Annotated in this window: 18 protein-coding genes and 1 tRNA gene; 14 read left to right on the top strand and 5 right to left on the bottom strand. The window is 63.8% G+C overall.

Features of this window, described 5'->3' with window-relative positions; translation table 11 throughout:
• The first annotated feature begins 33 nt into the window (after positions 1–33).
• The 8 genes from JQ621_RS21790 (at position 34) to JQ621_RS21755 (ending at position 10,364) form a co-directional block, all read left to right on the top strand.
• Positions 34–1,239 carry a M20/M25/M40 family metallo-hydrolase gene (locus tag JQ621_RS21790; RefSeq protein WP_212236729.1) on the top strand — a complete coding sequence of 402 codons (1,206 nt, stop codon included), beginning with the start codon at positions 34–36 and terminating at the stop codon, positions 1,237–1,239.
• A gap of 171 nt (positions 1,240–1,410) precedes the next feature.
• A complete protein-coding gene (locus JQ621_RS21785) occupies positions 1,411–2,496 on the top strand; it encodes a mandelate racemase/muconate lactonizing enzyme family protein (protein ID WP_212236728.1) in 1,086 nt (361 codons plus the stop codon).
• Between the two features lie 223 nt (positions 2,497–2,719).
• A complete protein-coding gene (locus JQ621_RS21780; protein WP_212236727.1) occupies positions 2,720–3,880 on the top strand; it encodes an amidohydrolase in 1,161 nt (386 codons plus the stop codon).
• A 273-nt stretch (positions 3,881–4,153) separates the two neighbouring features.
• On the top strand, positions 4,154–5,581 hold the full coding sequence (locus JQ621_RS21775) for a sodium:solute symporter family protein (protein WP_212236726.1): 1,428 nt from the start codon (positions 4,154–4,156) through the stop codon (positions 5,579–5,581).
• Positions 5,578–6,783 carry a sialidase family protein gene (locus JQ621_RS21770; RefSeq protein WP_212236725.1) on the top strand — a complete coding sequence of 402 codons (1,206 nt, stop codon included), beginning with the start codon at positions 5,578–5,580 and terminating at the stop codon, positions 6,781–6,783. The genes JQ621_RS21775 and JQ621_RS21770 overlap by 4 nt, the downstream gene beginning before the upstream one ends.
• Before the next feature lie 30 nt (positions 6,784–6,813).
• Entirely contained in the window at positions 6,814–7,494 is a 681-nt protein-coding gene (locus JQ621_RS21765; RefSeq protein ID WP_212236724.1) for an SDR family NAD(P)-dependent oxidoreductase, read from the top strand.
• 230 nt (positions 7,495–7,724) lie between these two features.
• The gene (locus JQ621_RS21760; protein WP_212236723.1) at positions 7,725–9,506 is read left to right on the top strand and encodes an alkaline phosphatase family protein; all 1,782 of its coding nucleotides are present in this window, start codon (positions 7,725–7,727) and stop codon (positions 9,504–9,506) included.
• A gap of 141 nt (positions 9,507–9,647) precedes the next feature.
• Entirely contained in the window at positions 9,648–10,364 is a 717-nt protein-coding gene (locus JQ621_RS21755) for a tetratricopeptide repeat protein (RefSeq protein WP_212236722.1), read from the top strand.
• Positions 10,365–10,837: 473 nt separating this feature from the next.
• Here the strand turns inward: JQ621_RS21755 and JQ621_RS21750 are convergent, their stop codons facing one another.
• The 3 genes from JQ621_RS21750 to JQ621_RS21740 all read right to left on the bottom strand — a co-directional run bounded on the left by JQ621_RS21750 (position 10,838) and on the right by JQ621_RS21740 (position 16,213).
• Positions 10,838–11,077: a hypothetical protein gene (locus JQ621_RS21750; protein ID WP_212236721.1), complete on the bottom strand. Its 240-nt coding sequence runs from the start codon at positions 11,075–11,077 to the stop codon at positions 10,838–10,840.
• Between the two features lie 381 nt (positions 11,078–11,458).
• A complete protein-coding gene (locus tag JQ621_RS21745; RefSeq protein ID WP_409334240.1) occupies positions 11,459–14,827 on the bottom strand; it encodes a DEAD/DEAH box helicase in 3,369 nt (1,122 codons plus the stop codon).
• Between the two features lie 198 nt (positions 14,828–15,025).
• A complete protein-coding gene (locus JQ621_RS21740; RefSeq protein WP_212236720.1) occupies positions 15,026–16,213 on the bottom strand; it encodes a CaiB/BaiF CoA transferase family protein in 1,188 nt (395 codons plus the stop codon).
• A gap of 171 nt (positions 16,214–16,384) precedes the next feature.
• Here JQ621_RS21740 and JQ621_RS21735 point away from each other — a divergent pair, with 171 nt between their 5' ends.
• Both JQ621_RS21735 and JQ621_RS21730 read left to right on the top strand, forming a co-directional pair.
• Complete coding sequence (locus tag JQ621_RS21735; protein ID WP_212236719.1) at positions 16,385–17,272, top strand: VOC family protein; 888 nt, start codon at positions 16,385–16,387, stop codon at positions 17,270–17,272.
• Between the two features lie 5 nt (positions 17,273–17,277).
• Positions 17,278–18,417, top strand: coding sequence for a metallophosphoesterase (locus JQ621_RS21730; protein ID WP_212236859.1), 1,140 nt, complete (start codon positions 17,278–17,280; stop codon positions 18,415–18,417).
• 412 nt (positions 18,418–18,829) lie between these two features.
• Here the strand turns inward: JQ621_RS21730 and JQ621_RS21725 are convergent.
• Positions 18,830–18,904 (bottom strand) — tRNA-Gln (locus tag JQ621_RS21725).
• A gap of 544 nt (positions 18,905–19,448) precedes the next feature.
• Here JQ621_RS21725 and JQ621_RS21720 point away from each other — a divergent pair.
• The 3 genes from JQ621_RS21720 to JQ621_RS21710 are packed head-to-tail and all read left to right on the top strand — an operon-like array spanning position 19,449 to position 24,122.
• Positions 19,449–20,801 (top strand): hypothetical protein, encoded by a 1,353-nt coding sequence (locus JQ621_RS21720; protein ID WP_212236718.1) that lies wholly within the window; start codon positions 19,449–19,451, stop codon positions 20,799–20,801.
• Entirely contained in the window at positions 20,794–22,287 is a 1,494-nt protein-coding gene (locus tag JQ621_RS21715; RefSeq protein ID WP_212236717.1) for a hypothetical protein, read from the top strand. Before JQ621_RS21720 ends, JQ621_RS21715 begins: the two co-directional genes overlap by 8 nt.
• Positions 22,288–22,343: 56 nt before the next feature.
• A complete protein-coding gene (locus JQ621_RS21710; RefSeq protein WP_212236716.1) occupies positions 22,344–24,122 on the top strand; it encodes an acyl-CoA dehydrogenase in 1,779 nt (592 codons plus the stop codon).
• 131 nt (positions 24,123–24,253) lie between these two features.
• Here the strand turns inward: JQ621_RS21710 and JQ621_RS21705 are convergent, their stop codons facing one another.
• A complete protein-coding gene (locus JQ621_RS21705; protein WP_212236715.1) occupies positions 24,254–25,504 on the bottom strand; it encodes an MFS transporter in 1,251 nt (416 codons plus the stop codon).
• 294 nt (positions 25,505–25,798) lie between these two features.
• On the opposite strand from JQ621_RS21705, the gene JQ621_RS21700 reads away from it, so the two are divergent.
• Positions 25,799–26,557: an enoyl-CoA hydratase-related protein gene (locus JQ621_RS21700; protein WP_212236714.1), complete on the top strand. Its 759-nt coding sequence runs from the start codon at positions 25,799–25,801 to the stop codon at positions 26,555–26,557.
• The last annotated feature ends 211 nt before the right edge of the window (positions 26,558–26,768 follow it).

Raw genomic sequence — 26,768 nt, 5'->3', positions numbered from 1 at the left:
ACCCTGCCAGTCCGCGCATCAAAGGAATGCCTCATGCCCGTCGACACCAAAGCCGCCACCGACCGCCTCATGCGCTTCCTCTCCGTGGAAGGCGTCACCGGACAGGAGGCGGCGATCGGGCGTGAGCTCACCGCCGCGCTGAAGGAGAGCGGCGTGCCTGATAAGGCGATCCGGCTCGACGATGCCAACACCCGCATTCCCGTGCCGACCGAAACCGGCAATCTCATCGTCGACCTGCCCGGCCGCGGCGCGCTGCACAACCAGCCGCGCATCATGTTCATGACCCATATGGACACCGTGCCGCTCTGCGCCGGCGCCAAGCCGAAGAAATCCGGCCGCAAGATCGTCAACGAAGCCAGGACCGCGCTCGGCGGCGACAACAGATGCGGCTGCGGCGTGCTGGTGACGCTGGCGGCCGAACTCGAAAAGCAGAAGCTCGACCATCCGCCGATCACGCTGCTGTTCTGCGTGCGCGAGGAGAGCGGGCTCTACGGCGCGCGCCACGTCAAGCTGGACGAGCTCGGCTCGCCGGCGATGGCGTTCAACTATGACGGCGGCTCGGCCTCCAACGTCGTGATCGGCGCGGTCGGCGCCGACCGCTGGACCGTCGAGATCTTCGGCCGCGCCTCGCATGCCGGCGTCGCGCCGGAGCGCGGCATCTCCGCGACCATGATCATGGCGCTGGCGCTGGCCGACGTGAAGGCCGGCGGCTGGTTCGGCAAGGTGGTGAAAGGCAAGGGCGCGAGCGCGCGGATGGGCACCAGCAATATCGGCCCCGTCACCGGCGGCGAAGGCCGGCCCGCGGGCGATGCCACCAACGTCGTCACCGACTACGTGCATGTGCGCGGCGAAAGCCGCAGCCATGACGGCAAGTTCTTCAAGGAGATCACGAAGGCCTACAAGGCCGCGTTCGAGAAAGCCGCCAAGAAGGTCACGAACACGCAAGGCCAGTCGGGCAAGGTCAAGTTCAAGGCCGAGACCGACTATTATCCATTCCGAATGAAGGAGAATCTGCCCGTCGTGAAGCGCGCGATCGAGGCGGTGTCCGCGGTCGGCGGCACGCCGAACGTCCGCGCCGCCAATGGCGGCCTGGACGCCAACTGGATGGTCCGCCACGGCATTCCGACCGTGACCTTCGGCGCCGGCCAGAACGAGGCACACACGATCGACGAGTGGATCAATCTGGACGAATACGACCGCGCCTGCGCGCTGGCGCTGCAGCTCGCGACGATGCGGTGAGGGAGGGACAGTAGGGTGGGTTAGCCCTGCAGATGCGCGCCGCGCATCTGCTCGGCATAACCCACCACTTCTGCCGCTGCGGAGATCAAAGAGTGGGTTACGCCAGCGACCTGCGCTTCGCGCAGCCGCCGGCTAACCCACCCTACGAAAAAGAAAATACAGGGAGGCCACATGCCGCGTATCGCTCATATCGAATCCGCCCTCTATCGGATTCCTCTCCCCGTCACGCTGTCCGATTCCACGCATGGCGACATGTCGGCGTTCGAGTTGATCACCTGCCGCATCCGCGATGCCGATGGCGCCGAAGGCGTCGGCTACACCTACACGGTCGGACGCAACGGCGGCGCCGTGGCCGATATCTTGAAGCGCGAGATTCCGCCTCTGGTCGAAGGCCGTGAGGCCGACGATTCCGAAGCGATCTGGCATCATGTCTGGTGGGGCCTGCATTATGGCGGACGCGGCGGGCCGGCGGTGCTGGCGCTGTCCGCGCTCGACATCGCGCTGTGGGATTTGAAAGCGCAGCGCGCCAAACTGCCACTGTACCGATTGCTCGGCGGATTCGATGCCCGCGTGCCTTGTTACGCCGGCGGTATCGATCTCGATCTTTCGGTCGAGGCGCTCCTGAAGCAGACCGACGGCAATCTCGCCAAAGGCTTTCGCGCCATCAAGATGAAGGTCGGCCGGCCCGATCTCAAAGCGGACATCGCGCGGGTCGCGGCGATGCGAGCGCATCTCGGCGACGGCTTTCCGCTGATGGCGGACGCCAACATGAAGTGGACGGTCGAGGAAGCGATCCGCGCCGCCCGCGCCTTCGTGCCTTACGACCTGACCTGGCTGGAAGAGCCAATCATCCCCGACGATGTCGCCGGCCATGCCCGCATCATGCAGGCCGGCGGCGTTCCGATCGCCGCGGGCGAAAATCTGCGCTCGCTGTGGGAGTTCAAGAACTACATCGCATCAGGCGCGGTGTCCTATCCGGAGCCCGATGTCACCAATTGCGGCGGCGTCAGCGCCTTCATGAAGGTCGCGCGACTGGCGGAGGCGTTCAACCTGCCGGTCACCAGCCATGGCGCCCACGACATCACCGTGCATCTGCTCGCAGCCTGCCCGAACCGGTCGTATCTGGAGGCCCACGGCTTCGGGCTCGACAAATATATCGAACATCCGCTGGTGCTGGAGGATGGCAAGGCCCTGGCGCCGGACCGTCCGGGCCACGGCATCAGCTTCGACTGGAAGGGGCTGGCGAAGCTGGCGTGACACCCATCACCCGTCATTCCGGGGCGCGCCTCCTGGCGCGAACCCGGAATCCATTGCGCGGCAATCTCAGTGGCCGATGGATTCCGGGCTCGCGACGTCGTCGCGCCCCGGAATGACGGGAGTGGTGCGCATGGCCGCACGCGAGGCATTCGCCAGGGCTTGATGCGGGGTGCGGATATCAGGCTACACTGGCGACAGCCGTCACCATTCGAAAGTTCCCGCCTTGCCCCCCGAACTGCACAAGAAACTGACCGCCTGGCGCCGGCATCTGCATGCGCATCCCGAACTGTCGCTCCAGGAAAAGGGGACCGCCGCCTTCGTGCAGGAGCGGCTCGCCGAGCTCGGCATTCCCTTCGAGACCAATATCGGGGGCCACGGCGTGGTCGCGACGCTGACGCGCGGGACCGCCGCGGGACGCGTCGGCTTGCGGGCCGACATGGACGCGCTGCCGATCACGGAAGATACGGGGCTCAGCTATGCCTCGACAACGCCCGGCGTGATGCACGCCTGCGGGCATGACGGGCACACCGCTTCGCTGCTCGGCGCCGCGGCGCTGCTCGCGGCCGATACCGACTGGAGCGGCACCGTCGATTTCATCTTTCAGCCGGCCGAGGAGGGATTTGGCGGCTCGCGCGCGATGGTCGCGGCCGGGCTGTTCGAGCGCTTCCCGGTGGACCGCGTGTTCGGCTTTCACAACTGGCCGGGCCTGGAAGCCGGCACCATCGCGGTCCATGACGGCGCGGTGATGGCCTCCGGCGGACGCATCACCATCACCATCGAGGGCCATGCCGGGCACGCCGGCATGCCGCACCTGACCCGCGATCCCGTGATGGCGGCCGGCCATCTGATCGTGGCGATGCAATCGATCGTGTCGCGCAGCGTCGATCCGCTCGACACCGCCGTGCTCTCGCTGTCGGCGATCGAGGGCGGCACCGCGGCCAACCAGATCGCGGGCAAGGTCGTGATCCGCGGCACGCTGCGGCATCACCGCAATCACGTCAAGGACATCATCCTCGCACGGATCGGCGAGATCTGCGCCGGCATCGCCACGAGCTTCGACGTCAAGGTCACGCCCGATATCGTGATGGGCGTCGGCGTCACCGCCAACACGCCTGATGAAGCCGGCTTCGCGCGCATCGCCGCGGAGAAGGTGCGGGCGCCCGTGCGGCGCGACCTCGCGCCGAGCATGGCGGGCGAGGATTTCGCGTTCTACCTCCAGCAACGGCCCGGCGCGTTCGTGTGGATCGGCAACGGACCCTTGCGCGACGGCGCCGAGCTGCACGGCCCACGCTACGATTTCAACGACGCGATCCTGCCGGTCGCCTCACACTGGATGGCCGAGGTCGCCAAGACCGCGCTGTCGGCGAATGAGGACGTGGCCTGAAAAAGCTGCGCCTCCTCCAACGGAGGCCTGCTCATAGGCCCTGAACCGAAGCGGCAGCTGACGAACGGCAAGTCCGCTTTCGGAGACCACCCGATCGCGGCGTGATGAGCACACGCCCCAGCCTGGAACCTCCTGACCGCGCGCGCTTGACGCACGGCGTCCGAGCAGGTTTAATTAGCTCAAAGAACAATTGTTCGCATTCCGAACATTCGTATTGGCTGGACTAAGCGGGTTCACAACACCGCGCCCGCGCCACCAGAGGAAACGTCACCGATGCAAGCCATCCTCAACGGCGACAGCACGCTCGTCATCGCGATGATCGTCGCCTACATCGCCTTCACGTCCTGGCTCACGCTGAAGCTGCGCAGCCGGACCAGCGATCAGTTCATGACCGCATCGCGCGCGATGCCGGCCGTGGTCGTCGGCGTGCTGATGATGAGCGAATTCGTCGGCGCCAAATCGACCGTCGGCACGGCGCAGGAAGCGTTCCAGTCAGGCATGGCCGCGGGCTGGGCCGTGCTCGGCGCCTCGATCGGCTTTCTGCTGTTCGGCCTGTTGATGGTGAAGAAGCTCTACAACTCAGGCGAATACACCATATCCGCGGCGATCGCGCAGAAATACGGCAAGTCGACCATGCTCACCGTGTCGGTGATCATGATCTACGCGCTGCTGCTGGTGAATGTCGGCAACTACGTCAGCGGCGCCGCCGCGATCGCCACCTCGCTGCATGTCAGCCTGCCGGTGGCAATGTGCATCATCGCTGCCGTCTCGACCTTCTACTACGTGTTCGGCGGATTGAAGGGCGTCGCCTGGGTGACGATCCTGCACAGCGCCTTCAAGGTCGTCGGCATCATCATCATCTTCGCGGTTGCGATGTCGCTGACCGGCGGCATCGCGCCGATGCAGGCCAAGCTTCCGGCTTATTATTTCAGCTGGGACGGCAAGATCGGCTTTACGACCATCTTCGCCTGGACCTTCGGCACCGTCGGCGCGATCTTCTCGACGCAGTTCATCGTGCAGGCGATCTCCTCGACGCCGAGCGCCGACGACGCCCGCAAGGCGACCTACTACGCGGCTGCGTTCTGCCTCCCGCTCGGCCTTCTGCTCGCGCTGATCGGCGTTTCCGCAAGATATCTCTACCCCGACATGAACAGCCTCTACGCGCTGCCGGTGTTCCTGGAGAAGATGCCGCCGCTGGCCTCCGCCTTCGTGACGACCTCGCTGGTGGCATCGATCTTCGTCAGCGTCTGCACGGTGGCTCTCGCGATCGCTTCGCTGGTCGTGCGCGACTTCTACGTCCCCTATTGGAAGCCGACGCCCGAACGCGAGTTGAAGATGACGCGCGTGTTCTCGGTTCTGATCGCGATCGTGCCGCTGGTGTTCGTGTTCTTCATTCCCGAGATCCTGAAACTGTCGTTCTTCACCCGCGCGCTGCGCCTGTCGATCACGATGGTGGCGATGACCGGCTTCTACCTGCCGCTGTTCGCCAGCAACCGCGGCGCCACCGCCGGCCTGATCGGCGCTGCTGTCTCGACCACGGTCTGGTACGTGCTCGGCAATCCCTTCGGCATCGACAACATGTACATCGCCGCGGTGACGCCGCTGCTGGTGATGGCGATCGAGCGCCTGGCGATGGGCCACGCGCCTGCCGCCCCGCAGGCCGCGCAGCCCAACGCGTTCGTCGAAAGGACGTCGACATGACCATCGGTACCGAGGTCGCGACCATCGAACGCGAGATCGCGGCCGACGGCGCCGTTCGCCCGGCGGCCGGCGATCCCAACAGGTTCGACGCCTTCATTCCCTCGCCTTGCGTGCAGAACCACGCCGCCAACCTGATGCCGCTCGCCAATGGCGATCTCGCCTGCGTCTGGTTCGGCGGCACGCAGGAGGGCATGTCCGATATCTCGGTGTATTTTTCGCGGCTGCCGCGCGGCGCGACGCAGTGGTCGCGCGCCGAAAAGCTGTCCGATGATTCCGGCCGCTCCGAGCAGAACCCGGTGCTGTTCCCTGCCCCCGACGGCACGCTGTGGCTGATGTGGACGGCGCAGCTCGCCGGCAACCAGGACACCGCCATCATCCGCCGCCGGCTCTCGTGCGACAACGGCAACAGCTGGGGTCCGATCGAGACGCTGTTCCCGGAGCATCGCGGACGCGGCACCTTCATCCGCCAGCCGATCGTCGTGCTCGACAATGGCGACTGGCTGCTGCCCGTGTTCTATTGCCACAGCACGCCGGGCCGGAAATGGAACGGCGACGAAGACACCAGCGCGGTGAAGCTCTCGTCCGACGCAGGCAAGACGTGGCGCGATATCGAGGTATCCGGCAGCCGCGGCTGCGTGCATATGAGCATCGCGCGCCTCGACGACGGCTCGCTGCTCGCGATGTACCGCAGCCGCTGGGCCGACAACATCTACCAGAGCTGCTCCACCGATCACGGCCGCAGCTGGTCGGCGCCTGAAGCAACCGCGCTTCCCAACAACAATTCCTCGATCCAGTTGACGCGGCTCGGCAATGGTCATCTCGCGCTGGTGTTCAACGATTCCAGCGCCAGGGACGCAACCGGGCGCAGGCTGTCGCTCTATGACGAGATCGAGGATGACCTTCCGCCCGTGCTCGCCGGCGACGGCCACAAGGCCGACGGACGCACCGCGTTCTGGGGCGCGCCGCGGGCGCCGATGACCCTGGCCATCTCGACCAACGGTGGACAGAGCTGGCGCAAGCGCAACGTCGAGACTGGCGACGGCTATTGCATGACCAACAATTCGCGGGACCAGACCAATCGCGAGCTGTCCTATCCCAGCGTCAAGCAGACCGCCGACGGCGCGATCCACATGGCCTTTACCTTCCATCGCCGCGCGATCAAATATGTCCGCGTGAGCGAAGCGTGGGTGCAGCAGGGTTGAGGTGCAAGGCTGTGGTGAAGGACTGACGTGATGGACAAGCGGCCGCACGCGCTCGTCACGGGCGCCAGTTCGGGGATTGGCGCAGCGATCGTCGAGCGCCTGCTGCGCGACGGCTGGCGCGTCACCGGGATCAGCCGCCGGCCTGTCAGGTTCGACCATCCGGCGTTCGCGCATCTGGCGCTGGACCTCAACGAGGTCGACGCCATCGCGCGCGCCGTCGCAGGTCTCGCACCGACCGCGCTGGTTCACGCCGCGGGCTTGCTGAAGGTCGGCCCGCTCGGATCGCTCGACCATGACGACGGCGCTGCGATGTGGCGGCTGCATGTCGACGTCGCCGGGCGTCTCGCCGACGCGCTGGCACCCATTCTGCCACAGGGCGGGCGCATCGTCTTCATCGGCAGTCGCACCGCATCCGGCGCCGCCGGCCGCGGGCAATATGCCGCGACCAAGGCGGCGCTGGTCGCGATGGCGCGATCCTGGGCGAGCGAGCTCGCGCCGCGCGGCATCACGGTGAACGTGGTCGCACCCGCAGCAACGCAGACGCCGATGCTGAAGGACCCGATGCGCGCCAACGTCGCGCCAAAACTGCCGCCGATCGGCCGCTTCATTCAGCCGGAAGAAGTCGCGGCCGCCGTGGCCTTCCTGCTCTCGGACGAAGCCGCCGCCATCACCGGCCAGCAGCTCGTGATCTGCGGCGGCAGCTCGCTCTGAGCCCGCACGAGTATTCAAGCGACAAAAACCGACGGCGTTTCAGGGCAGCAGCCGCGCGCTGCGTCCGTCGATCCCAGCGATCACATCACCGCGCTGGGTACGGTCATCAAATCTGCAAGGAGACGTCATCGTGGCGTCAACTGTCGAAGAGTAGCGTTGCCGCCGTTCAGTGGAGCTCATTCCAACCGCACTGAATTCTTGTCTGGCCAAATAACAGGGAGGGCGACGTGGTGCGAAACTATCGTAACTATTTGCTGTCGACCGGCGCGATCGCGAGTGTGCTCGCTTCTCAAATGCTTTTCGCGCAGGCAAGCCGCGCGGAAGACGATCACCACCGCGTCAGGCACGTGCTTCTCCTGAGCATCGACGGCTTCCACCAGCACGATCTGGCGACCTGCCTGCAAAAAGGCACCTGCCCGACCCTCGCCAAGCTCGCGGGCCGCGGCCTCACCTATACCAACGCACGGACCACCACGCCCTCCGATTCATTCCCCGGCTTGCTCGCGCAACTGACGGGCGGAACACCGAAAACGACCGGCGTCTATTATGACGACAGCTACGATCGCACCCTGTTCTCGCCGGACGGAAAGCTCCCGGCTGTTGCGACCGGTTGCAGCGGCAATGCGGGAACCGAAGTCGTGCTGGACGAGTCGCTCGATTTCGACTCGACCAAATTGTTCAGCGGCGGCATCAACCCGGCCTTTTTGCCTCAGCAGAAACATGCCGACGGCAGCTGCACGAAGGTGTTCCCGCACGATTTCATCAAGGTGAACACGATCTTCGGGGTCGCCCATAAAGCCGGCCTGCAGACGGCTTGGTCCGACAAGCATCCGGCCTACGACATCGCGAACGGCCCGTATGTCGGCGCGCCCAATATCGACGAGCTCTACACGCCCGAGATCAACTCGAACATCGCCACCGCAAACCCGCCGGGACCGTCCTCCGCAAACGGCGTTGATCTGGCGGGCCCCGCCGGCAAATGCGATGCGACCAACTCGACGCTGGCATTCAACAACGTTGTTCCGGTGCAATATGTCGACTGCGCACCGACCCAGGAGGCCTATGACGACGTCAAGGTCAACGCGGTCATCAACTGGATCAACGGGAAACGCGCCGAAGGCCAGCCCTGGACCGGCCGGGCACCGGCGATTTTCGGCATGAACTTCCAGGCGGTCAGCGTTGGCGAGAAGCTGGTGGCCGGCGGTTACGACGCACAACTCGCGCCGAAGCCGATCCTCGCCCATGCCATCGCGCACACCGACGCCTCGATCAAGCGGATGATCGATGCGTTGAAGGCGCGGGACCTGCTCGAGGACACGCTGATCATCGTATCGGCAAAGCACGGCCAGTCGCCGATCGATCCCACCAAGCTGCAGATGGAGGCCAAGGCGACCCAGGCACCTGATCACACGGTGGTGGATCCGGGCAACGTCATCAACGCGCCTGTCGACCAGACTTTCTCCGCGTTCACCAACCCGAACAGCGGCAACCAATATGCGCAAGGCGGCCACCTGCAGACGGACGACGTCGGTATCGTCTGGCTTCAACCCAACACGCCGGCGGATGTGAAGCAGGCCGTGATCAGCCTGCACAACAATGCAATTCCGATCCATGCCGGCACGCTGCCGACAGGGACGATCTTCGGCTCCAACATCGTCTCGGGTGACGCGCTCGCCGATATCTTCGGCGATCCCCGCGTCCCCGGCTCGATCGCCGCCGCCAGGGCGCCCGACATCTTCATCCAGCCCGATTACGGCGTGATCTATTCGGGCAGCAAGAAGAAGATTGCCGAGCACGGTGGCGGAACGCTGGACGACACCCATGTGGCCCTGCTCGTCGCGGGACCTTCCGTCGAAGGCGGCAAGGTCGACGAGCTCGTGCATACGACCCAGATCGCGCCGACCATCCTGCGCGCCCTCGGGCTTCCCACCCACGCGCTGGACTCCGTCCGGAAAGAAGGCACACGCGTTCTTCCGGAACTCTTTGAGCGTGGGGACAGGGACGACGATTGAGCAACGCGCATCGGGTCAGAGTCTGCGTTGACTGAAAGCGTGGCCGGCGGCTGAATCCAAGCCGCCGGTCATCAGACGTCTGCAAGCCGAGCTCATCAAGCTGATCGCCGGCTTCATGTCGCGACGACAGGGCAATTGGCAATGCGGGTTCTGATGCTGGCCGTGAGCTTGTTGGTGGCTGGCGGCTGTGTGGCATTCGCAGATGCCGCCAGCGAGTACCAGGTCGGAATGGCTGCCTATCTCCGGTCCAATTATGCCGAAGCCATCGCGCATTTTTCGAACGCGATCAACCTGAAGCCGGATGCCATCTTGTATACGTCGCGCGGCAACGCCTACGATGATAGCGGCCAGAGTGATCTCGCGATCGCCGATTATACGACGGCGATCTCGGTGTCTCCCACCCTCGCGTTTGCATACGTGAATCGGGGCGTCGCCTACTATCGCAAGAAGGATTATGACCGGGCACTCGGCGACCTCAGCAAGGCGATCGAGTTGGAGCCCAAGGCTGCCGTCGCCTATGTATCGCGGGCGAATGTGTATGACGACAAGGGTCTCACCGATTTGGCGTTAGCCGACTACGCGACTGCGATCAAGGTCGACCCGAAATTCTACAGATCATACGGCGAGCGCGGCTCCGCTTATGGCAAAATGGGAAAGTTCGATGATGCGATTGCTGATCTCACCAAAGGAATCGAACTGAACCCGCGTTACGCTTTCGCCTACCTCATGCGCGGGCTGCTCTTTGAGAGGAAAAAGGACCGCGACAATGCGATCGCCGATTTCCGGAGGGCGCTGGCTCTTGATCCGGCCCGTACGGCCGCGCGTCAAGGCTTGCAGCGGCTCGGTGTCGCGCCCTAGCGACAACGGCACGCGGGCTAGGTGCATTTGCGCCATGTGGCTGGAGTTCCATGCTCGCGCCGCGCGCTGCGTCGGAACACCGGAGCAAGGCTGGATTAGCCACAGAAGGCGACTTGGACGCCGGTCTGATATGGCAAGTTGCCGTTGGGATGGGTGGTCGGATCGAAGTCAGGCGCGCTGCAACTTCGCAGATGGACCAATCGCTGACTCATGCAATTAGTTTGTGCGTGACGATTCGCTGTTGAACCGGCGCCTGTAGCGGTCCGACCCGAAAAGGCCCGCCAAGGCATGAGCCGCCCGGCTTCCAAGTGCGAGGGCGTCCGCGGAATTATGGTGCCTTCATAGAATGACGCCGGTCACCGAGCCGGCGGTTGCAAGATCAATCCGGCGGCGTAACGGCCGCGGGCTTGCTCTTGCAACGGTGACCGAGGCGGATCGGCAAATAATTTTTGCATGGTTGCAGATCGAGTTTGTCACTTGCCGAGCGGAGGGTATTTCCGAGCGCAGTAGTCTATGACTGCATCATGAACGTTGGGCTGGTCGCGGTACTGCGGAGAGATGCCGGCGCGTGTGTCAGCTACGCAGTTCGTGAACTGCGGATTCATGTGGTTTAAAAAGTCGAGGCCCCCAGCCTTCGCGTGGCCGGAGCCGATTAGCGAGCCGATGCCGACGATTGTCGCAAAAGCGAAGAGAGCGATCCTTGAGGTCTTCATGTCCGTTACTCCTTTGGTGCGGCTACACTGTGTAGCTCGCTAAAAAGAGAATAACGGAGCCTATCGAACTGTACGTGGTTGAAATCACACTCCGAGCGACGCCAACTCGGGGGACGGACCTCGCCTGGACTTTGAGCGGCCAGCTCGCCATGGCTCCAAGCAGTGTAATAAATGAAGCTCGCTTCATTCCAGCCTCAACCTTCGGGGGGTAGCCTAACGGCCAAGCCGGCTTTCCGGATAGGGTAGAGTTGGGTTCGAGCGTCTATAGATTGGGCTCCTGAAGTCGCCTTCGGGTCCAATCCGCTAAAACTCTGGCCGAGTAGGTGTCCTCCGCTTAGCCGTCGGCAACCGACATGGCCTTGACCGGTCCAAGCCCCCGGTTCACGACTCGTCGAGAAGCTCCAGCAGTTCCTCGACCTGCTCGAACGGGGCGCCCTGCGTCGGGCTGTGATAGACGACGCGATCGCCGTCGCGCTGCAAGGACTTCCCCGCCGATTTCCCCTTGGACTTGCGCAGCCGTCCCGGCAGGAACGTCGCAGCCACCGCGCTTTGCCCGACGTCGAGCCGGATGATGCCCCTGCGCTTGCAATCAAGCCTCAGCCGCGCGGCCGCAAAGAAATCGCGCGCGGCCTGCGGCAAGGGCCCGAAGCGGCGCGAGGTCTCTTCCTCGAGATCTTCCAGATCGTCCTCGCTGGCGCAGCGCGCGGCGCGGGCATAGAGCTCGAGCCGCACGGGAGCGGATTGCACGTAGCTCGCGGGCAGCATGTCCGCGACCGGCAGGTTCAGATCGGGCACCCACACCACGGACATGCCGTCATCGACCTTCTCCGAGGCCATCTTCAGCAGATGGCTGTAGAGGATGGGTCCGAAGACGTGGACGTGGCCCGATTGCTGCTCCGAGAACAGATCGCCCGCGCCGCGAAGATCGAGGTCGCGTTCGCTGATGGCGAAGCCCGCGCCCGGCCGGCTGAACTCCTCCAGCACGGCGAGCCGCTTCTCCGACTGCGCCGAGGCCGACTCGGTCAGGAGATAGGCGAAGGCACGGATGCCGCCACGCCCGACGCGTCCGCGCAGCTGGTGCAATTGGGCGAGGCCGAAATTTTCCGGCCGGCACACCACGATAGTGTTGGCGCGCGGAATGTCGAGGCCGCTCTCGACGATGTTGGTGGCCAGCAGCACGTCGGCCTTGCCCTCGACGAAGGTCATCATGCGCTCGTCGATCTCGTCGGCCGGCAATTTGCCGTGCAGGCAGACGATCTTGAGATCGGGCGCCACCGCCTGGACCCGCGCCAACATCGGCTCCAGATCCTGGATGCGCGGGCAGATCAGAAAGCTCTGCCCGTGCCGCCGCTGCTCGCGCAGCAAGGCCGAGGCGATCGCAGCATCCGACAGCGGCGCGATCCTGGTCGCGACCGGGAGCCGGTGCACGGGCGGCGATGCAATGACGCTGAGATCCCTGAAGCCGGCAAGGCCCGCGGCCAGCGTGCGCGGGATCGGCGTGGCGCTCATCCAGAGCGTATGTGCGTTCCTGGCGAGCCCGGACAGCCTTGCCTTCTCGGCCGCGCCGAAATGCTGCTCCTCGTCGATGATGACGAGACCGAGGTCGTCGAACTTCACGTCCTTGGACGAGAGCGCCTGCGTTCCGACCACGACCTTGATCCGGCCGCTGCGCAGGCCCTCCCTGGTCTGCCGCATCTCCGCGCTGGAGGCGGCGCGCGACAGGCTTCCGACCTCGATACCCAGTGGGGCAAAGCGCTTGCTGAAGGTCGCGACATGCTGCCGCGCGAGCACGGTGGTCGGCACGGCGATCGCCACCTGCTTGCCCGAGAGCACCGCGGCGGCGGCCGCGCGCAGCGCCACCTCGGTCTTGCCGAAGCCGACGTCGCCGCAGATCACCCGGTCCATTGGATGGCCGGAGGCGAGATCGTCCAGCACATCGTGGATCGCCTTGGCCTGATCGACTGTCGGGAAATAGGGAAAGCGCGCCACGAATTTCTCGTAAGCCGATCCCGGCGGGACCAGCTTTGGCGCCTTGCGCCGCCTGCGCTGGCTGACGTGCCTGGCGAGCACCTTGCCGGCAGCCCGGATCTCCTGCTCGGCCTCGCTGCGGCGGGCCCACCATGTGCTGCCATCCGCCTTGTCGAGCGCGAGCTTGCCGCGCTCCGTTGAGTAGGGCCACATCTGGGCGAGATCGGGCGGCGGCACGAGGACCGCGTTGTCACCGGCGAAGGACAGCCGGACCATCTCGCGCATGGCCCCGCCACCGGTGTTGACGGTCTGCAGGCCGTCGAGCACGCCGATGCCGCGCTGCAGATGCACGACGACCGTGCCCTGCTCCGGCACATCGGCATGATCAAACGCGGCGTTCCAGCTTCGCGCCATCGGCTGCGGATGATGCGCGCGGCTGCCAAGCACGTCGGTGGCGGTGAGGACGACGGCAGGCTTTTTGCCGGGAATGGCGAAGCCGGCGTCGAGATCGGCGAGCAGGGCGACATCGCGCGGGAACGCCGCCTCGGCCTCCGTCCAATCGGCGACCCGCTCCGCCTTGACGCCGCTCATCCGCTCCATCGCGCGCAGATCCTCCTCGATCGCGGCGACGAGGATGAAGCGCGCATCGTCGTGCCTGGCGTCCTCGACGAAGGCGCGCAGGGCTTTGCGCGCCGACGACAGCTTGGAGAATTCCGGCGTCGGCTGGAACGCAGAGGTGCGCGCCAGCACCTTGATGCCGCGGGTCGCCTGCTTCCAGTCGCTCCGCCCGAGATATTCGCGCTCCCTGTCGGCGCGGCCCGCGGCCTCCTCGATCGTGCTCAGCCAGGCATCGGCATGCACGGGAACGGCGGCATCCGCGATCCACCTCGCCTTGCCGCAATAGTCGAACAGCGTCGCGCGTTTGGCCCGCGCGCCCGACATGGCAAGCCGCTCCGACATCGGATCGACGAGAAGCTCCCTGGTCTCGAAGATGATGTCATGCTGCTGCGGGTCGAACGCCACGATCCGCTTGATGGCGCGCCCGGAATGCTCGACGCGGAACGGACCCAGCGCACCCGCCGGAAAGATCTCGAAGGTCTGGCCGTGAAAGAGCGCGCCGCCCGCATAATCCGGCTCGTCATCGAGATCGTAGCCCAGCTGTTCGAGACGAACGCGAAGCTCGCTTTCGGAGAAGGCGCCACCGACCTTCAGGCTCGTGTTCGTGCGGAGCAGGCTTGCCGGCGCCGGCAGGCGCTCCATCACGGCTTCGGCCGTGGACACCAGGAAGATCGGTTGCTTCGACTTCGCGAGGCGCCGCAGCACCGAGGCTCTGCGGCCGGCGATCTCGCGCGATGGTTCCAGTTGATCGAACGGCAGGGTGTTCAGCCGCGGAAACACCAGGACGTCGCAGGACGGGTCGAGCGCATGAATGACGCTGCCGAGCCGCTCCGCCCGGTTCTCGCTCTCGGCGAGGAACACGAGGCCGCCGCGGCCGGAGTCCTTCCACTGCGCCAGCAGATGCAGCGCCATCATGCCAAGCGGCGAGGACGACGAGATCGCGGCGCGCGGCGCGCCCTTGCTTTGCTTGGCGGATGTCTTGCCCGGGGCGCGTCTGCTTGTCGGGCTCTTGGCCGGCGGGCGCTTCTTGGCCGCGCTTTTGACTGGTGAACTCTTCTTGAGTGAGCTCTTCTTGAGTGAGCTCTTGTTGAGCGAGTTCTTGGCTGCTGAACGCAATTTTCTGGAATGACGCACGTGAATCCGTTTCTCGTCGTAGGCAGTCATCAATGGCACCGCGCAGCCGAGCTAAGGTCGATGCGGTCGCGGATGGTCATGCATATGGGGCGGGGCGCACGAACGCGCGCCTCCCCAAAAGCCTCGTGCGACACGGAGGTCGCCGGCCAACGCAAAAAGCGCGAGGACAAGCCGCCAGTCGTCTAGCAGACGCGCCGGCCCATTTCCACTCTTGTCATCACGTCCAGGCTAAATGATGCCGCTCTGCCGCAGTGCTGCAATTTCAGCCTTGTCATAGCCGAGCTCGGTCAGCACCGAATCGGTATGCTCACCCAACGTCGGCGGACGTGTCGCGATCTCGCCCGGCGTTTCCGACAGCCGGACCGCAGCACGAGCAACGGGGGCTTGCTTCGGCAAGCCGGGATAGTCGACATCCTGCAGGAAGCCGGCGGCGCGAATGTGCGGATGATCGAGCGCCTGCTGCGGGCTGAGGACAGGCCCGGTCGGAATCATCGCCTTGCCGAGCGTGTCGACCGCCTCCTGCGTGGTGCGCTCGGCACACCAGCGCGCCATCCGCTCGCTGATGATGGGGCCGTTATTGCCGCGGCTGATGTCGTCGGCAAAGCGCGGATCGCTCAGCCACAACTCCTCTTCGCCCATGAGCCTCGCCCAGCGCTTGAACAGCGGATGGCCGGTGACCTGACACAGCACCCAGCCGTCCTTGGTGCGATAGATGTCCACGGGCGCCGCGGTCTGGCCGAGATTGCCTGTGGGAACGCGGTTGACCGATATGACGGCCTGTTCGATCAGCGTCGCATTGGTGAAGGACAAGGCGGTCGCCAGCAGCGCGCCCTCGACGATCTGCCCGCGCCCGGACTTGCCGCGCTCGATCAGCGCGGCAAGCGTCCCGAACGCGCAGTGCAGCGCGGTGCCGAAATCGACCCAGTTAACCGCCGCGCGATAAGGCGGATTGCCGGCGCCGGTCATGTAGACCGCGCCCGACATGACCTGGCCCACGCCATCGAAGCCGACGCGGTCGGACCAGGGGCCGGGCCCGCCAAACGCAGTTGCCGTCGTCAGGATGATGTCCGGTTTGATCGCCTTCAGCGAGTCATAGTCGAGCTTCATCGCAAGAAGCGTCTGCGGCGGCAGATTGGCGACGACGACATCTGCCGTCTTGATCAGCCGGCGCATCACCTCCTGGCCCTCGGGCTTCATCGGATCGAGCGTGATGCACTTCTTGTTGCGATTGACCTGGAGGAACAGCGCGCCCTCGCCGCCTTCGCCGACCGGTGCCACGAAGCGGTCCTCGCTGCCGTCGCGCTTCTCGACGCGGATGACGTCGGCGCCGAACTCCGCCAGCAAGGTCGCGCAATATGGCCCCGCGATATAGCGCCCGAAATCAAGGACGCGCACGCCTTCCAGAACTCCCCCCATCGACCTCATTCCCTGGCTATTTCCGGTCAGATTACAGCGAACGCTCGCCACGGCAAGGTGGCGGCGCACAATGGGCGGCCCTCAAGATGTGATCGGCCAGGTGTATCGGTTGGCGGAAATTCTGCTCTAGTATGCGGCCCCGTCCGTCCCTCCAGCCAAAAGCGCACATTCATGCCGCAACAATTCGACAGGTCCGCAGAAGATCTCGGCAACGCCATCCATTTCGAGCACGTCAACATCCAGGTTCCGGACCAGCGCCTCGCCACGCTGTTCTACGTCACCGGCCTTGGGTTGACGCGCGATCCCTATCTGATGGTGTCCGACACCAACATGTGGATCAACGTCGGACGGAGCCAGTTTCACCTGCCCAGCGGCAAGGCGCAGGTGCTGCGCGGCCATACCGGATTGGTCATCGAGGGACGCGAGGCGCTGCTGGCGCGATTGGCCTCGGTCAAGAGCAAGCTCGAAGGCACGGCCTTCGCGTATGCCGAGCATAATGATTATGTCGAGGCGACCTGCCCCTGGGGCAACCGCATTCGCGTCCACGAACCGGATGCCGCGCGCTTCGGGCGCATCACGCTCGGCATTCCCTATGTCGCGTTCGACGTGCCGGCCGGATCGGCGCAGGCGATCTGCGCTTTCTATCCCGAGATCATGGGCATGCCCGCGAGCCTTCGCAACGGCGACGGCAAGGTTGCCGCCGTGAAAACCGGCCGCGACCAGCACCTCCTGTTCCGCGAGACCGATCGGGTGCAGCCTGACTATGACGGGCACCATGTGCAGATCTACATCACCGACTTCTCCGGCCCCTACCGCAAGCTAAAGGCGCGCGATCTGATCTCGCGCGAGGACAACCAGTATCAGTACCGCTTCTGCGACATCGTCGAGCTCGACAGCGGCAAGCATCTCTTCACCGTCGAGCACGAGGTGCGCAGCGCGACGCATCCGATGTTCATGCGGCCGATGGTCAATCGCAACCCTGTGGTCAACAACCGCAACTATGCCTACGGCCACGATCAGGCATCGTGGGCGATGGGGCCGGAACAATACGAAGGATAGAACCGATTCCCCAGCTGATATTCGGCCTGGCCTATCTGCTGATCGTGACCCGCTTCATCTGGCCGCTGCAGTTGCCGCTCTCGATCAAGCTCGTGATGGCTGCGCTCGCGTTGGTCGCGTTGCAGTTTCACCGGTGGAGCAAGCTGTCGTCGGGCTCGGTCTTCTCTCCGGAGTTTCCGCGCCCGGTGGTCGCGCTCTTCAACTGGGCGTTCGGCACAATCGTCCTGCTCGCGCTGCTGCAACTGGCGCTCGATGTCGGACTTCTCGCCGCAGCGGTGATCCAGGGTGGCATCGTGGGCGCCCCTGACGGCGTGCGCTATGGACTGGCTTCGTTGGCTGCCGTCGCGGCGGCGATCGGCGTCCAGCAGGCGATGCGGATTCCGTCGTTGAAAGACATCGAGATCGGTATCCGCGGGCTGCCCCGGCAATTCGACGGATACACCGTTCTGCAACTGACCGATCTCCACATCAGCCGGCTGTTCCCGGCGTCATGGGCGCGTGCCGTCGTCGAACGATCCAACAAGCTCGGCGTCGACCTGATTGCGATCACGGGGGATCTGATCGACGGCACCGTCGATGCGCGACGCGCCGACATCGAGCCCTTGCGGGACCTGAAAGCGACCGATGGCGTCTACGTGATCTCGGGCAATCACGAGTACATTTTCGGCTACGACAGGTGGATGGCGCGGTTCTTCGACCTTGGACTGCTGTCGCTCGAAAACAGGCGCATTGTTCTTGATCGCGACGGCGGCAGGCTGGTTTTCGCCGGCATCACGGACCGGGCGTCGCGCCACAGGGGGACTCCCGCCCGCGACCTCGCCGCGGTGCTCGAAGGCATCCCCGAAGGCGCTCCCGTCATCTTGCTCGATCACCAGCCGAGCGATGCGCGGCACGCCGCGAAGCTGGGTGTCGCCTTGCAATTGTCCGGGCATACCCACGGCGGACTGATTGTCGGGATCGACCGGTTGGCTGCGCCCGCCAATGCCGGCTACGTCTCGGGCCGCTACGACGTCGAGGGAATGACGCTCTACGTGAACAATGGGACCGCGCTCTGGCCGGGCTTCGCGCTGCGGCTCGGCCGCCCGTCCGAACTGACCCGGATCACGCTGCGCCCAGTGGACGCCACGCCCGTAACCAAATCTTAACCATAAAAATTTACCAAATCGCAGCACCGAGGATCTGCGGATGAGATCAATACTCGCGACGTCAACTTATCTGGCCTTTGCTGTGATAATCTTGGCAAACCTGATGGACGGCGGTCTGCTGCGGCTGCCTTAGGCTCCAACAAATTGTCGCCCCGGCTCTCCGCGCGCCAGCTGGCGATCCGGTAGCCGATCGGCGCGCCGAAACCACGCGGCCCCATCGTTGGATCTCGACCCGCTTTGCGAAGTGGAAGTCCTCGCGCGCTTGTCGCTCGGGCGATCGAGGCGGGTATGACCGGGCTCGAAGAAACCGGGCTCACACGGCCAACTGCGCGCTGTCAGCTCCTCGCACGCAGCACCTGACAGCAATCCGAACGGCGGCCCAGAAAACGAGGGATTGGTCAGTTGACCCAATTGGCTGGGGCGGGAGGGATCGAACCTCCGAATGGCGGAATCAAAATCCGCTGCCTTACCGCTTGGCTACGCCCCAATCCGATGGAATGGAAATCCAAAAAGCTAAGTGCTTTTAGGCGGTTACGCGTATAGTCACATTGGTTTGGTTTTGCAAATCATATTCGAAAACCCGCCGTGCTGCGTCCAGATTCGCTTTAGAAACCTATCCTAGCAGAGCAGGCTTGGCGGCGGCTAGTTCCTCGCTCTCGTCAGGCCGGAGGAATAGGTGCCCGTAGATATCACCCGTAGATATCAAAGGTCATTCCGACCGTGGAATGACTCAGCCGTTCCGGCGCTATTTTTCAAAAGCAATTGAAGGCCGCCGTCGATCTTATCGACGCTGAGCCAACTAGCAAAAAGAGCTGCAACGAGTGCAAACGGGACTACTTGGCCAGGCACGCGATCGTTCTTCAAGCCCCGCGTGATGCCACCCTCGATCTGAGTGGCCCGGAGTCCCCGCTGGACGGTGTACCGCAAGTCCAACAACCCCGCACCCTCCAGTTACCAAAATGCATTGGGCGTTTCAGGGACCGACCGCACCGTTCCCTTGGATTGCAATTGACTTTTTCTTCGCGTAAGGGTTGAGTGATGGCGATAATTTGGAGAGTGAGATCTTGGATCCGGGGAGTACAAGACGGCTGGTATTGCGTATACTTTTCGGTCTGCTGTTCGTCTACATTCTTATTTTCACGATTAGTTATACCCTCGAATATCAAGTAAATTTTGACTTTGTCCGCTTTCTCACGGGCACGCGGATAATGCTGCTCGCTGTAGGGGGCTGTTACCTCTGGCTCATTCGCGAAAATCTCGTTGAGCTGCTGGATCCTTTTGCAGCGTGCCTGTTACTCATAATTGTATCCGGCGCTCTTTCCGGCCTGTTGGACCAAAAGGACTGGCTCACCTATTTCCGCCATTTCTTTCAGTACGCATTCCTGCTCGCCTTCTACCTTTTGGGACGCGACGTCGCATGCAGGTCAGTCCCTGAAGGAGCGGTAAAGATCCTGTCGTCGGCTATTCTGTGCGGCTACATGGTCGCGACGGCAATCTATGTCGCCACGCCGGGGCTCCAGTTGGGAGGCTATAGCTTTCAGCCCAATCTCGCCCTGCTCTCGGTCGCATCCAGCTTGGCAACCTCAAACTGGGTGGGATCGGTCGTTGGTTGCCTTGTTGTCGTCATAGGCGACAAGCGGGCTGTTTACTTGGGCCTCTCACTCATCATTGCCGTGTACATAGCAGTCATCATCAATCGGCGAAGCCATCGAACCAAGTTCGAGCGCCTTGCGATTATCGTTGTGGGAACCCCGATTGTCTCACTTGGCTTGGGAGTCGTCGTCACGGCACTTGGTTGGGCCATGATGTCCTATGGCAATGTGCGGGTGGCTACTGTTGTAGAGCGCTTCACTCTAGAGCCGACGTACAACGGCGGAGCCGAAGCTACGGCCGCCAACGAGGCCAAGGTAAGTCCGCTGGTACGACTGACCAGCGCGAGAAACATCGAAGCCGAAGCTGTCTGGAACCTGGTTAGCAAGTCACCCTACCAGGCGCTGTTCGGAAATGGTTTCGGAAGCAAATTCACAGTAAGGTATATCTCTCCGAACAATTACAAGCCTGTAGAATTCAGCAGAGACCAAGCGGACCTCGCCCCGGTACATGTAGCCCTCACGAGCGGGTTGCCCCTTGCCATCGTTTTCACGGTCCTCCTATCCGGACTCATTTTCGCATCTCTGATCAAGGTGTGGACTGCTGTCGGCGTCGATCTAACAATGACCTTGTTTTCGATCGGCACGTTTGTTGACAGTCTCCTCGGATTTCAGGCAACGAACCCGCTATGCTGGATGGCTCTTGGCATCGTATCGCGCAGCGTTCTTCCCAACGTTTCGTTGGCTTGGCTAGCCAGATCTCCGACCGTCCAGCAGCTTCCAGAAAATGCTTAAGATCGCGCTTCGGCCCGACATCTTTATGGGGATAGTCTGGGCTATCTTCATCGCGATCTACTTCGCAATTCCCATCCAATATGTTCACGCACCAGGATTGGTCGCGTGGCAATTGATGGCTTCGGGAATTCTGGCTTTTTGCTGGGGATCAATAGTGGTGTCTCTGCCGCCTCCCCAACTCGGACACGCGGCAGACGACTCCAAATATCTCGACGGGATCATTGCGACGTGCGCTGTCGCCGGTATCGCCGGCGCCCTCCTGATAGCCCTGGACAAGGTTTTTCTGAGCGGTCAGGAATGGTCGGTAGGAATTACAGCGCTGCGCGACCGACGCTTCGTGGATGTGATGGAGGGTGTTGCGATAAAGCGGTCTTGGCTGCTCTATGCCGGATATCTGACCGTACCATTTTCATGTGCGTCATTCTGCCTATTCCTTCTCGGGGGCGAAAAGGTTGGGCGCTTTGCCGGTTGGCTCGGGCAGGCCTCTGTTTCGGCTATGGTGATCTACGCCATCCTGTACTGGTCACCCGTGCCGATCGTGCTCGTTGTCGTTTTGGCAATCAGCTGCACGTTCGTTCGGATCCTGCTCGGAAGATCGGTCTTACCGGGTGGGTGGTATTTGTGGCCCAATATCTTGGCCGTCGTCGCGGGCTTCCTCATCTACAACAACGCAATTTTGGCTAGTCGCAGGCAAGTGGGCAACATCCATAATTACGATGACTTTCTGCGTGTCGCCTGGGAGAAATGGAACTTGAGACCGAGCATGTGGCTCGATGATGCGGCCCGCAGCGGATCTTTCGCGGCGGAAACGGTAATGAACTTTATCAGCTACGCCTTTTACCTGACCCATAGTCCCACGACGGTACAGCGCTTTGTGGAGCACGAGCAGCAGCTCTCTGCCTATTACGGGCTATACCAGATCGGTATCTTGTCCCCGCTTTTCGATGTCTTCGCTCCCCAACTGAGACTGCCGGAAACGATGCGTGAGCAGCTCGCCGCGGCAGGTCTCAATGGCTGGTTTCCCAACGCATGGTGCGCCTGGCTGCTGGACGGCGGCGACTTTCTGGGTTTGATCTTGGTGGTCGTGTTCTGGGGGGCCTTGTCGGGCGCAGCGTATCGAGCCGTCGTTAAGAGCAAATCCTTGGCGGGCCAACTTATGCTCGCATTCGCCTACACCGCGATCCTCCTGAGCCCGTTCAACGGTCCTTTCGGTATGGCGAATTCTGTCCTCATTTTTTGCTCATTTGCCGCGGTGTCGCTTTGGTTGAGCCTGCGCAGAGCCCCCCCCCCAGCCATCGAACAGCAAGGATTTCTTATTCGTCGAATCCGAAGACATCCGCCGATAGCCCGAGCTTGCTGTAGCTGTCCACCGCCGCGCGGCATTTCAACCGCCTGGAGCGGCAAAATACCGCCGGACCGAGGGTCGGCCGGACCATACTCTATTATAATCATAGCCGGATTCCGCCGCTCCCCCTCCGCCCATTGAGCCCTCCCCGATTTCATGGGAAGACGGCGGCAAACCTGTCCTCCGGGAGTGAGACCATGACCTACCGCGCGCCGATTTCTGACATGCTGCTGTCGCTCAACCATGGCGCCGGGCTGAAGGCTGCCATGGACGCCGGCCATTACGGAGATTTCGACGGCGATATCGTCGCGGCCGTGCTGGAGGAAGCCGGCAAGTTCGCAACCGACGTATTGGCGCCGCTCAACAAGGTGGGCGACGAGCACGGCATCAAGCTCGAGGCCGGCAAGGTGACGACGGCGCCGGGCTGGCCGGATGCCTACAAGCGCTGGATCGACGGCGGCTGGAACGCGGTGTCGGGCCCGGAAGGTTTCGGCGGCCAGGGCCTGCCGCTGGCGATCAACGCCGCCTGCACCGAGATCTGGAGCGCTGCGAACGTCGCTTTCGGCCTCTGCCCGCTGCTGACGGCCTCGGCGATCGAAGCGCTCGATGCACACGGCAGCGACGAGCTGAAAAAGATCTATCTCGAGAAGCTCGTTTCCGGCGAATGGACCGGCACGATGCAATTGACCGAGCCGCAGGCCGGCTCCGACGTCGGCGCGCTGCGCACCCGTGCCGAACGCGCGCCCGACGGCACCTATCGCATCACGGGCACGAAGATCTACATCACCTATGGCGAGCACGACATGACCGACAACATCGTGCATTTCGTGCTGGCGCGCCTGCCCGACGCCCCCGCCGGCACCAAGGGAATCTCGCTGTTCCTGGTGCCGAAATTCATGGTCAACGCCGACGGCTCGCTGGGGCAGCGCAACGACATCTTCGCCTCCGGCGTCGAGCACAAGCTCGGCATGCACGCCTCGCCCACCTGCACCATGACCATGGGCGACCATGGCGGCGCGATCGGCTTCCTGATCGGCGAAGAGAACCAGGGCATGCGCTGCATGTTCACGATGATGAACCAGGCCCGGCTCGGCGTCGGCCTCGAGGGCGTCGGTGTCGCCGATCGCGCCTATCAGCAGGCGCTGGCCTACGCGCTGGAACGCAAGCAGGGCCGCGCCGTCGGCAAGAAGGGCGACGGCTCGGATGCGATCTTCGTGCACCCCGACGTCAAGCGCATGCTGATGCGGATGCGGGCGCAAACGGCAGCGGCGCGCACCATCTGCTACGCGACCGCGGTCGCGCTCGACGTCTCCTTTCGCGCCAAGGATCCGAAGGTCCGCACGGAGGCCGCCGCGCGCGCCGCGCTACTGACGCCGATGGCGAAGGGCTATTCCACCGACATCGGCAACGAGGTCGCCTATCTCGGTGTGCAGGTGCATGGCGGCATGGGCTTCATCGAGGAGACCGGCGCCGCGCAGCATTTTCGCGACGCGCGCATCACCGCGATCTACGAGGGCACCAACGGGATCCAGGCGATCGACCTCGTCACGCGCAAGCTCGCGGCCAACGGCGGCGCGTCGGTGTGGGCGCTGCTCGACGAGCTCTCCGCCACGGTGAAGCAGGTCGAAGCCTCCAACGATCCCGCTTTCGGCACCACCGGCGTGAAACTGCGCGAGGCCTTGGACGCGCTGACGCGCACCAGCAAGTGGCTGCTGGAACGCGTTGGCTCCGCGCCGAACGAGGCCCTCGCAGGAGCTTCGCCATATCTGCAGCAGTTCGGCGCCACGCTCGGCGGCTGCCTGCTGGCGTCCGAGGCGCTCGCCGCAAAGGCCGACGGCAACAGCGAGGCCGCGCGCTATGTTTCGCTCGCGCGCTTCTTCGCCGAGAACATCACCGTGCAGGCCGGCGCGCTCGAGCGCACCGTGACGGAAAGTGCGGAATCGGTCGCCGCGGCGGATGCGGTGCTGCTGGGGTAAATGCCTCGACGCGTAGGGTGGGTTAGCCGCAGGCGTAACCCACCGCTTCTGCCGCCGCGTAAAAAGTAGAGGTGGATTACGCTTCGCTAATCCACCCTACGCCCTTCGAGGCTCGCCAAGAGGCGAGCACCTCAGGGTGACGGTGATAGACTTGGCTTAGCCTCCGCCTTCTTCCCCGGCCGCCACAGCACGATACCGGCCGCGATCACATCGAGCACCACGCACATCGCAAACGCCATCGTGTAATTGCCGCTCGCGCTGTGCACGAAGCCGACGATGCCGGGGCCGAACGCGCTGACGATGCCGCTGATCGACGTGCCCAGCCCCATCGCGGCCGCGAAGGCCGTGCTGCCGATCTCGCGCTGGATGATCAAGGGCGGGAACGTGATCATGTTGCCGATCGAGAAGCCGTAGACGGCGCAGCACATCAGCAGGACGATCGGGCTCTGGCTCTGCAAGAGAACGAGCAGCGCCGCCGCCTGGCTGGTCATCGACGCTGCGCAAGCAAGCCGTGGATCGAGCCGGTCGACGAACAGGCCGAGCGTCAGCCGGCCGACCACCGCCATCGTGGCCATGATGGTGACGGCAAGGCCCGCACTGGCGCGGCCGATCAATGGTTCGAGAAACGTGACCTGGTGGATGATGAATCCCATCTGCGCGAGCAGCGCGATCGCGATTGGCAGCACCATGGTCCAGAACGAGGCGTTGGCGAGCAGCGCCCGGCGCGAATGGCGCGCAACCTTGCCGCCGCCGGAAGCTCGTACCGCTGCATGCGGCGGCGCACCGACCGGCCATGAGGTGAAGACGACAACCACCGGCAACACCAGCAAGACCATCGCCATGGTCACCGCCAGCATGGCGGAGCGGAAGCCGATGTTGGCGCTGAGGGCCAGCAGCAGCGGAACAAGGATGATGCCGCCGCAGGTGGCGCCGTTGAAGGCGAGACTGAGTGCGAGCCCCCGTCGCCGTTCGAACCAGGTGTTCAGCACGGTCGCGATCACCACCGAGCCCATTCCGGTCCAGCCGACCGACATCAGCGCATAGGCGAGGTAGAGCTGCCAGGGCGATTGCATCAGCCCCAGCAGCGCGGTCGATGCGCCAAGTGCCGTCAGCCCGCACAGGATCAGGCTGCGCAGACCCATGCGGGCAAGAAGATCGTCGGTGAAGATGACGAGGACGGCGCTCAGCAGGAACGAGAAGGTGCTGGCCGCGGAAACCAGCGTGCCGGGCCAGCCATGGGCGCGCTGGAGCTCGGCGAGATAGACGCCCTGGCCGTAGAGGCCAAAGCCGAACATGAAGAAAGCCATCAGGAAACAGGCCAGCACAACACGCCAGCCGCGATAATGCAGCGAGGATTCGTCAACGCCGGTTGCGGCAATCATCGATCGGATATTGGCTTAATGAACCAGACGGTTGATCGTGCCGCACAACCCTCGGTTTTTCAAATGAAACATTGTAGCCAATTGTTGCAATGCGCAAAATGTCGCAGTGGTGATGCAGTGTCGCGCCGCGGCTCCCTTGCGCGTGCAATCGTCGCGCGAGGTGTCATGCAACCGCTCACGGCCGTCACGGCCCAAATGGATGAGCCGCGGGATTGGCACGCCTGCGGGATCATGTAGGCTGAGAATCGCAAGGGTCGCGGCTGGCAGGCGCCACGGCGGCCGCAGGGAGTGCGCATGCCGAACGGCAACATCATCGTCACGGAGGAGCGCGCCACGCGCGTGATCACCCTGCGCCGGCCCAGCAAGAAGAACGCGATCACGCAGGACATGTATCGCGAGATGAGCCGGGCGATCGACACCGCGCAGAACAACCCCGACATCCGCTGCATGATCATCACCGGCGGCTCCGGCGTGTTTACGGCCGGCGACGACCTCGACGACTTCCTGAAGGCCGACGCCTCGCGCCCCGAGACGTTGTCGGATGGCGCGAGATTTCTCTATTCGCTGGCACTCAACGCCAAGCCGATCATCGCTGCAGTCGACGGCGCCTCGATCGGCGTGGGCACGGTGATGCTGTTTCACTGCGACTACGTGCTCGCCTCCAATGCCGCGACGTTCTCGGCACCCTACATCAATCTCGGGCTCATTCCGATCGGCGCCGCCAGCCTCTTGATGCCACGTACGATGGGTTACCAGCGCGCCTTTGCCATGCTGGTGATGGGACGCAGCTTCACCGCCGACGAGGCCCAGGCCGCCGGCTTCGTCAATACCGTGGTGTCGCCGGGACATACCGAGGTCGAGGCCCGCAAGGTGGCCCGCGAAATCTGCAAGCTGCCGGCCGAGGCGGTCGCGACCTCACGCAAGCTGCTGCGCGCCGCGCCGGAGGAACTCACCCGCCGCATCGACCAGGAAGGCCATCTGTTCGGCGAGAGGCTGAAATCGGACGAAGCCGTTGCGGCGTTCAAGACGTTTGCGAACAGGAAGAAGAGGTAGGAGGTTGCCACCCTCCCCTGGAGCGGGAGGGTCGTTCGCGCGAAGCGCGAACCGGGTGGGGTGAGCCGCACAAAGACTCTCGCCGGTATTGCACGAGACTCTCTAACACCTCTCGCCAGGATAGTCTGTCACCCCGCCCCGGTTCGCATTTCATGCGAACCGACCCGCCCCCTCAAGGGGCGGGTCGGAGCACGTGGCATGCGCCGCACTT

The organism is Bradyrhizobium manausense, from assembly GCF_018129685.1.
Taxonomy (GTDB): domain Bacteria; phylum Pseudomonadota; class Alphaproteobacteria; order Rhizobiales; family Xanthobacteraceae; genus Bradyrhizobium; species Bradyrhizobium manausense_D.
This window is presented reverse-complemented; position numbering and strand designations above follow the sequence as displayed.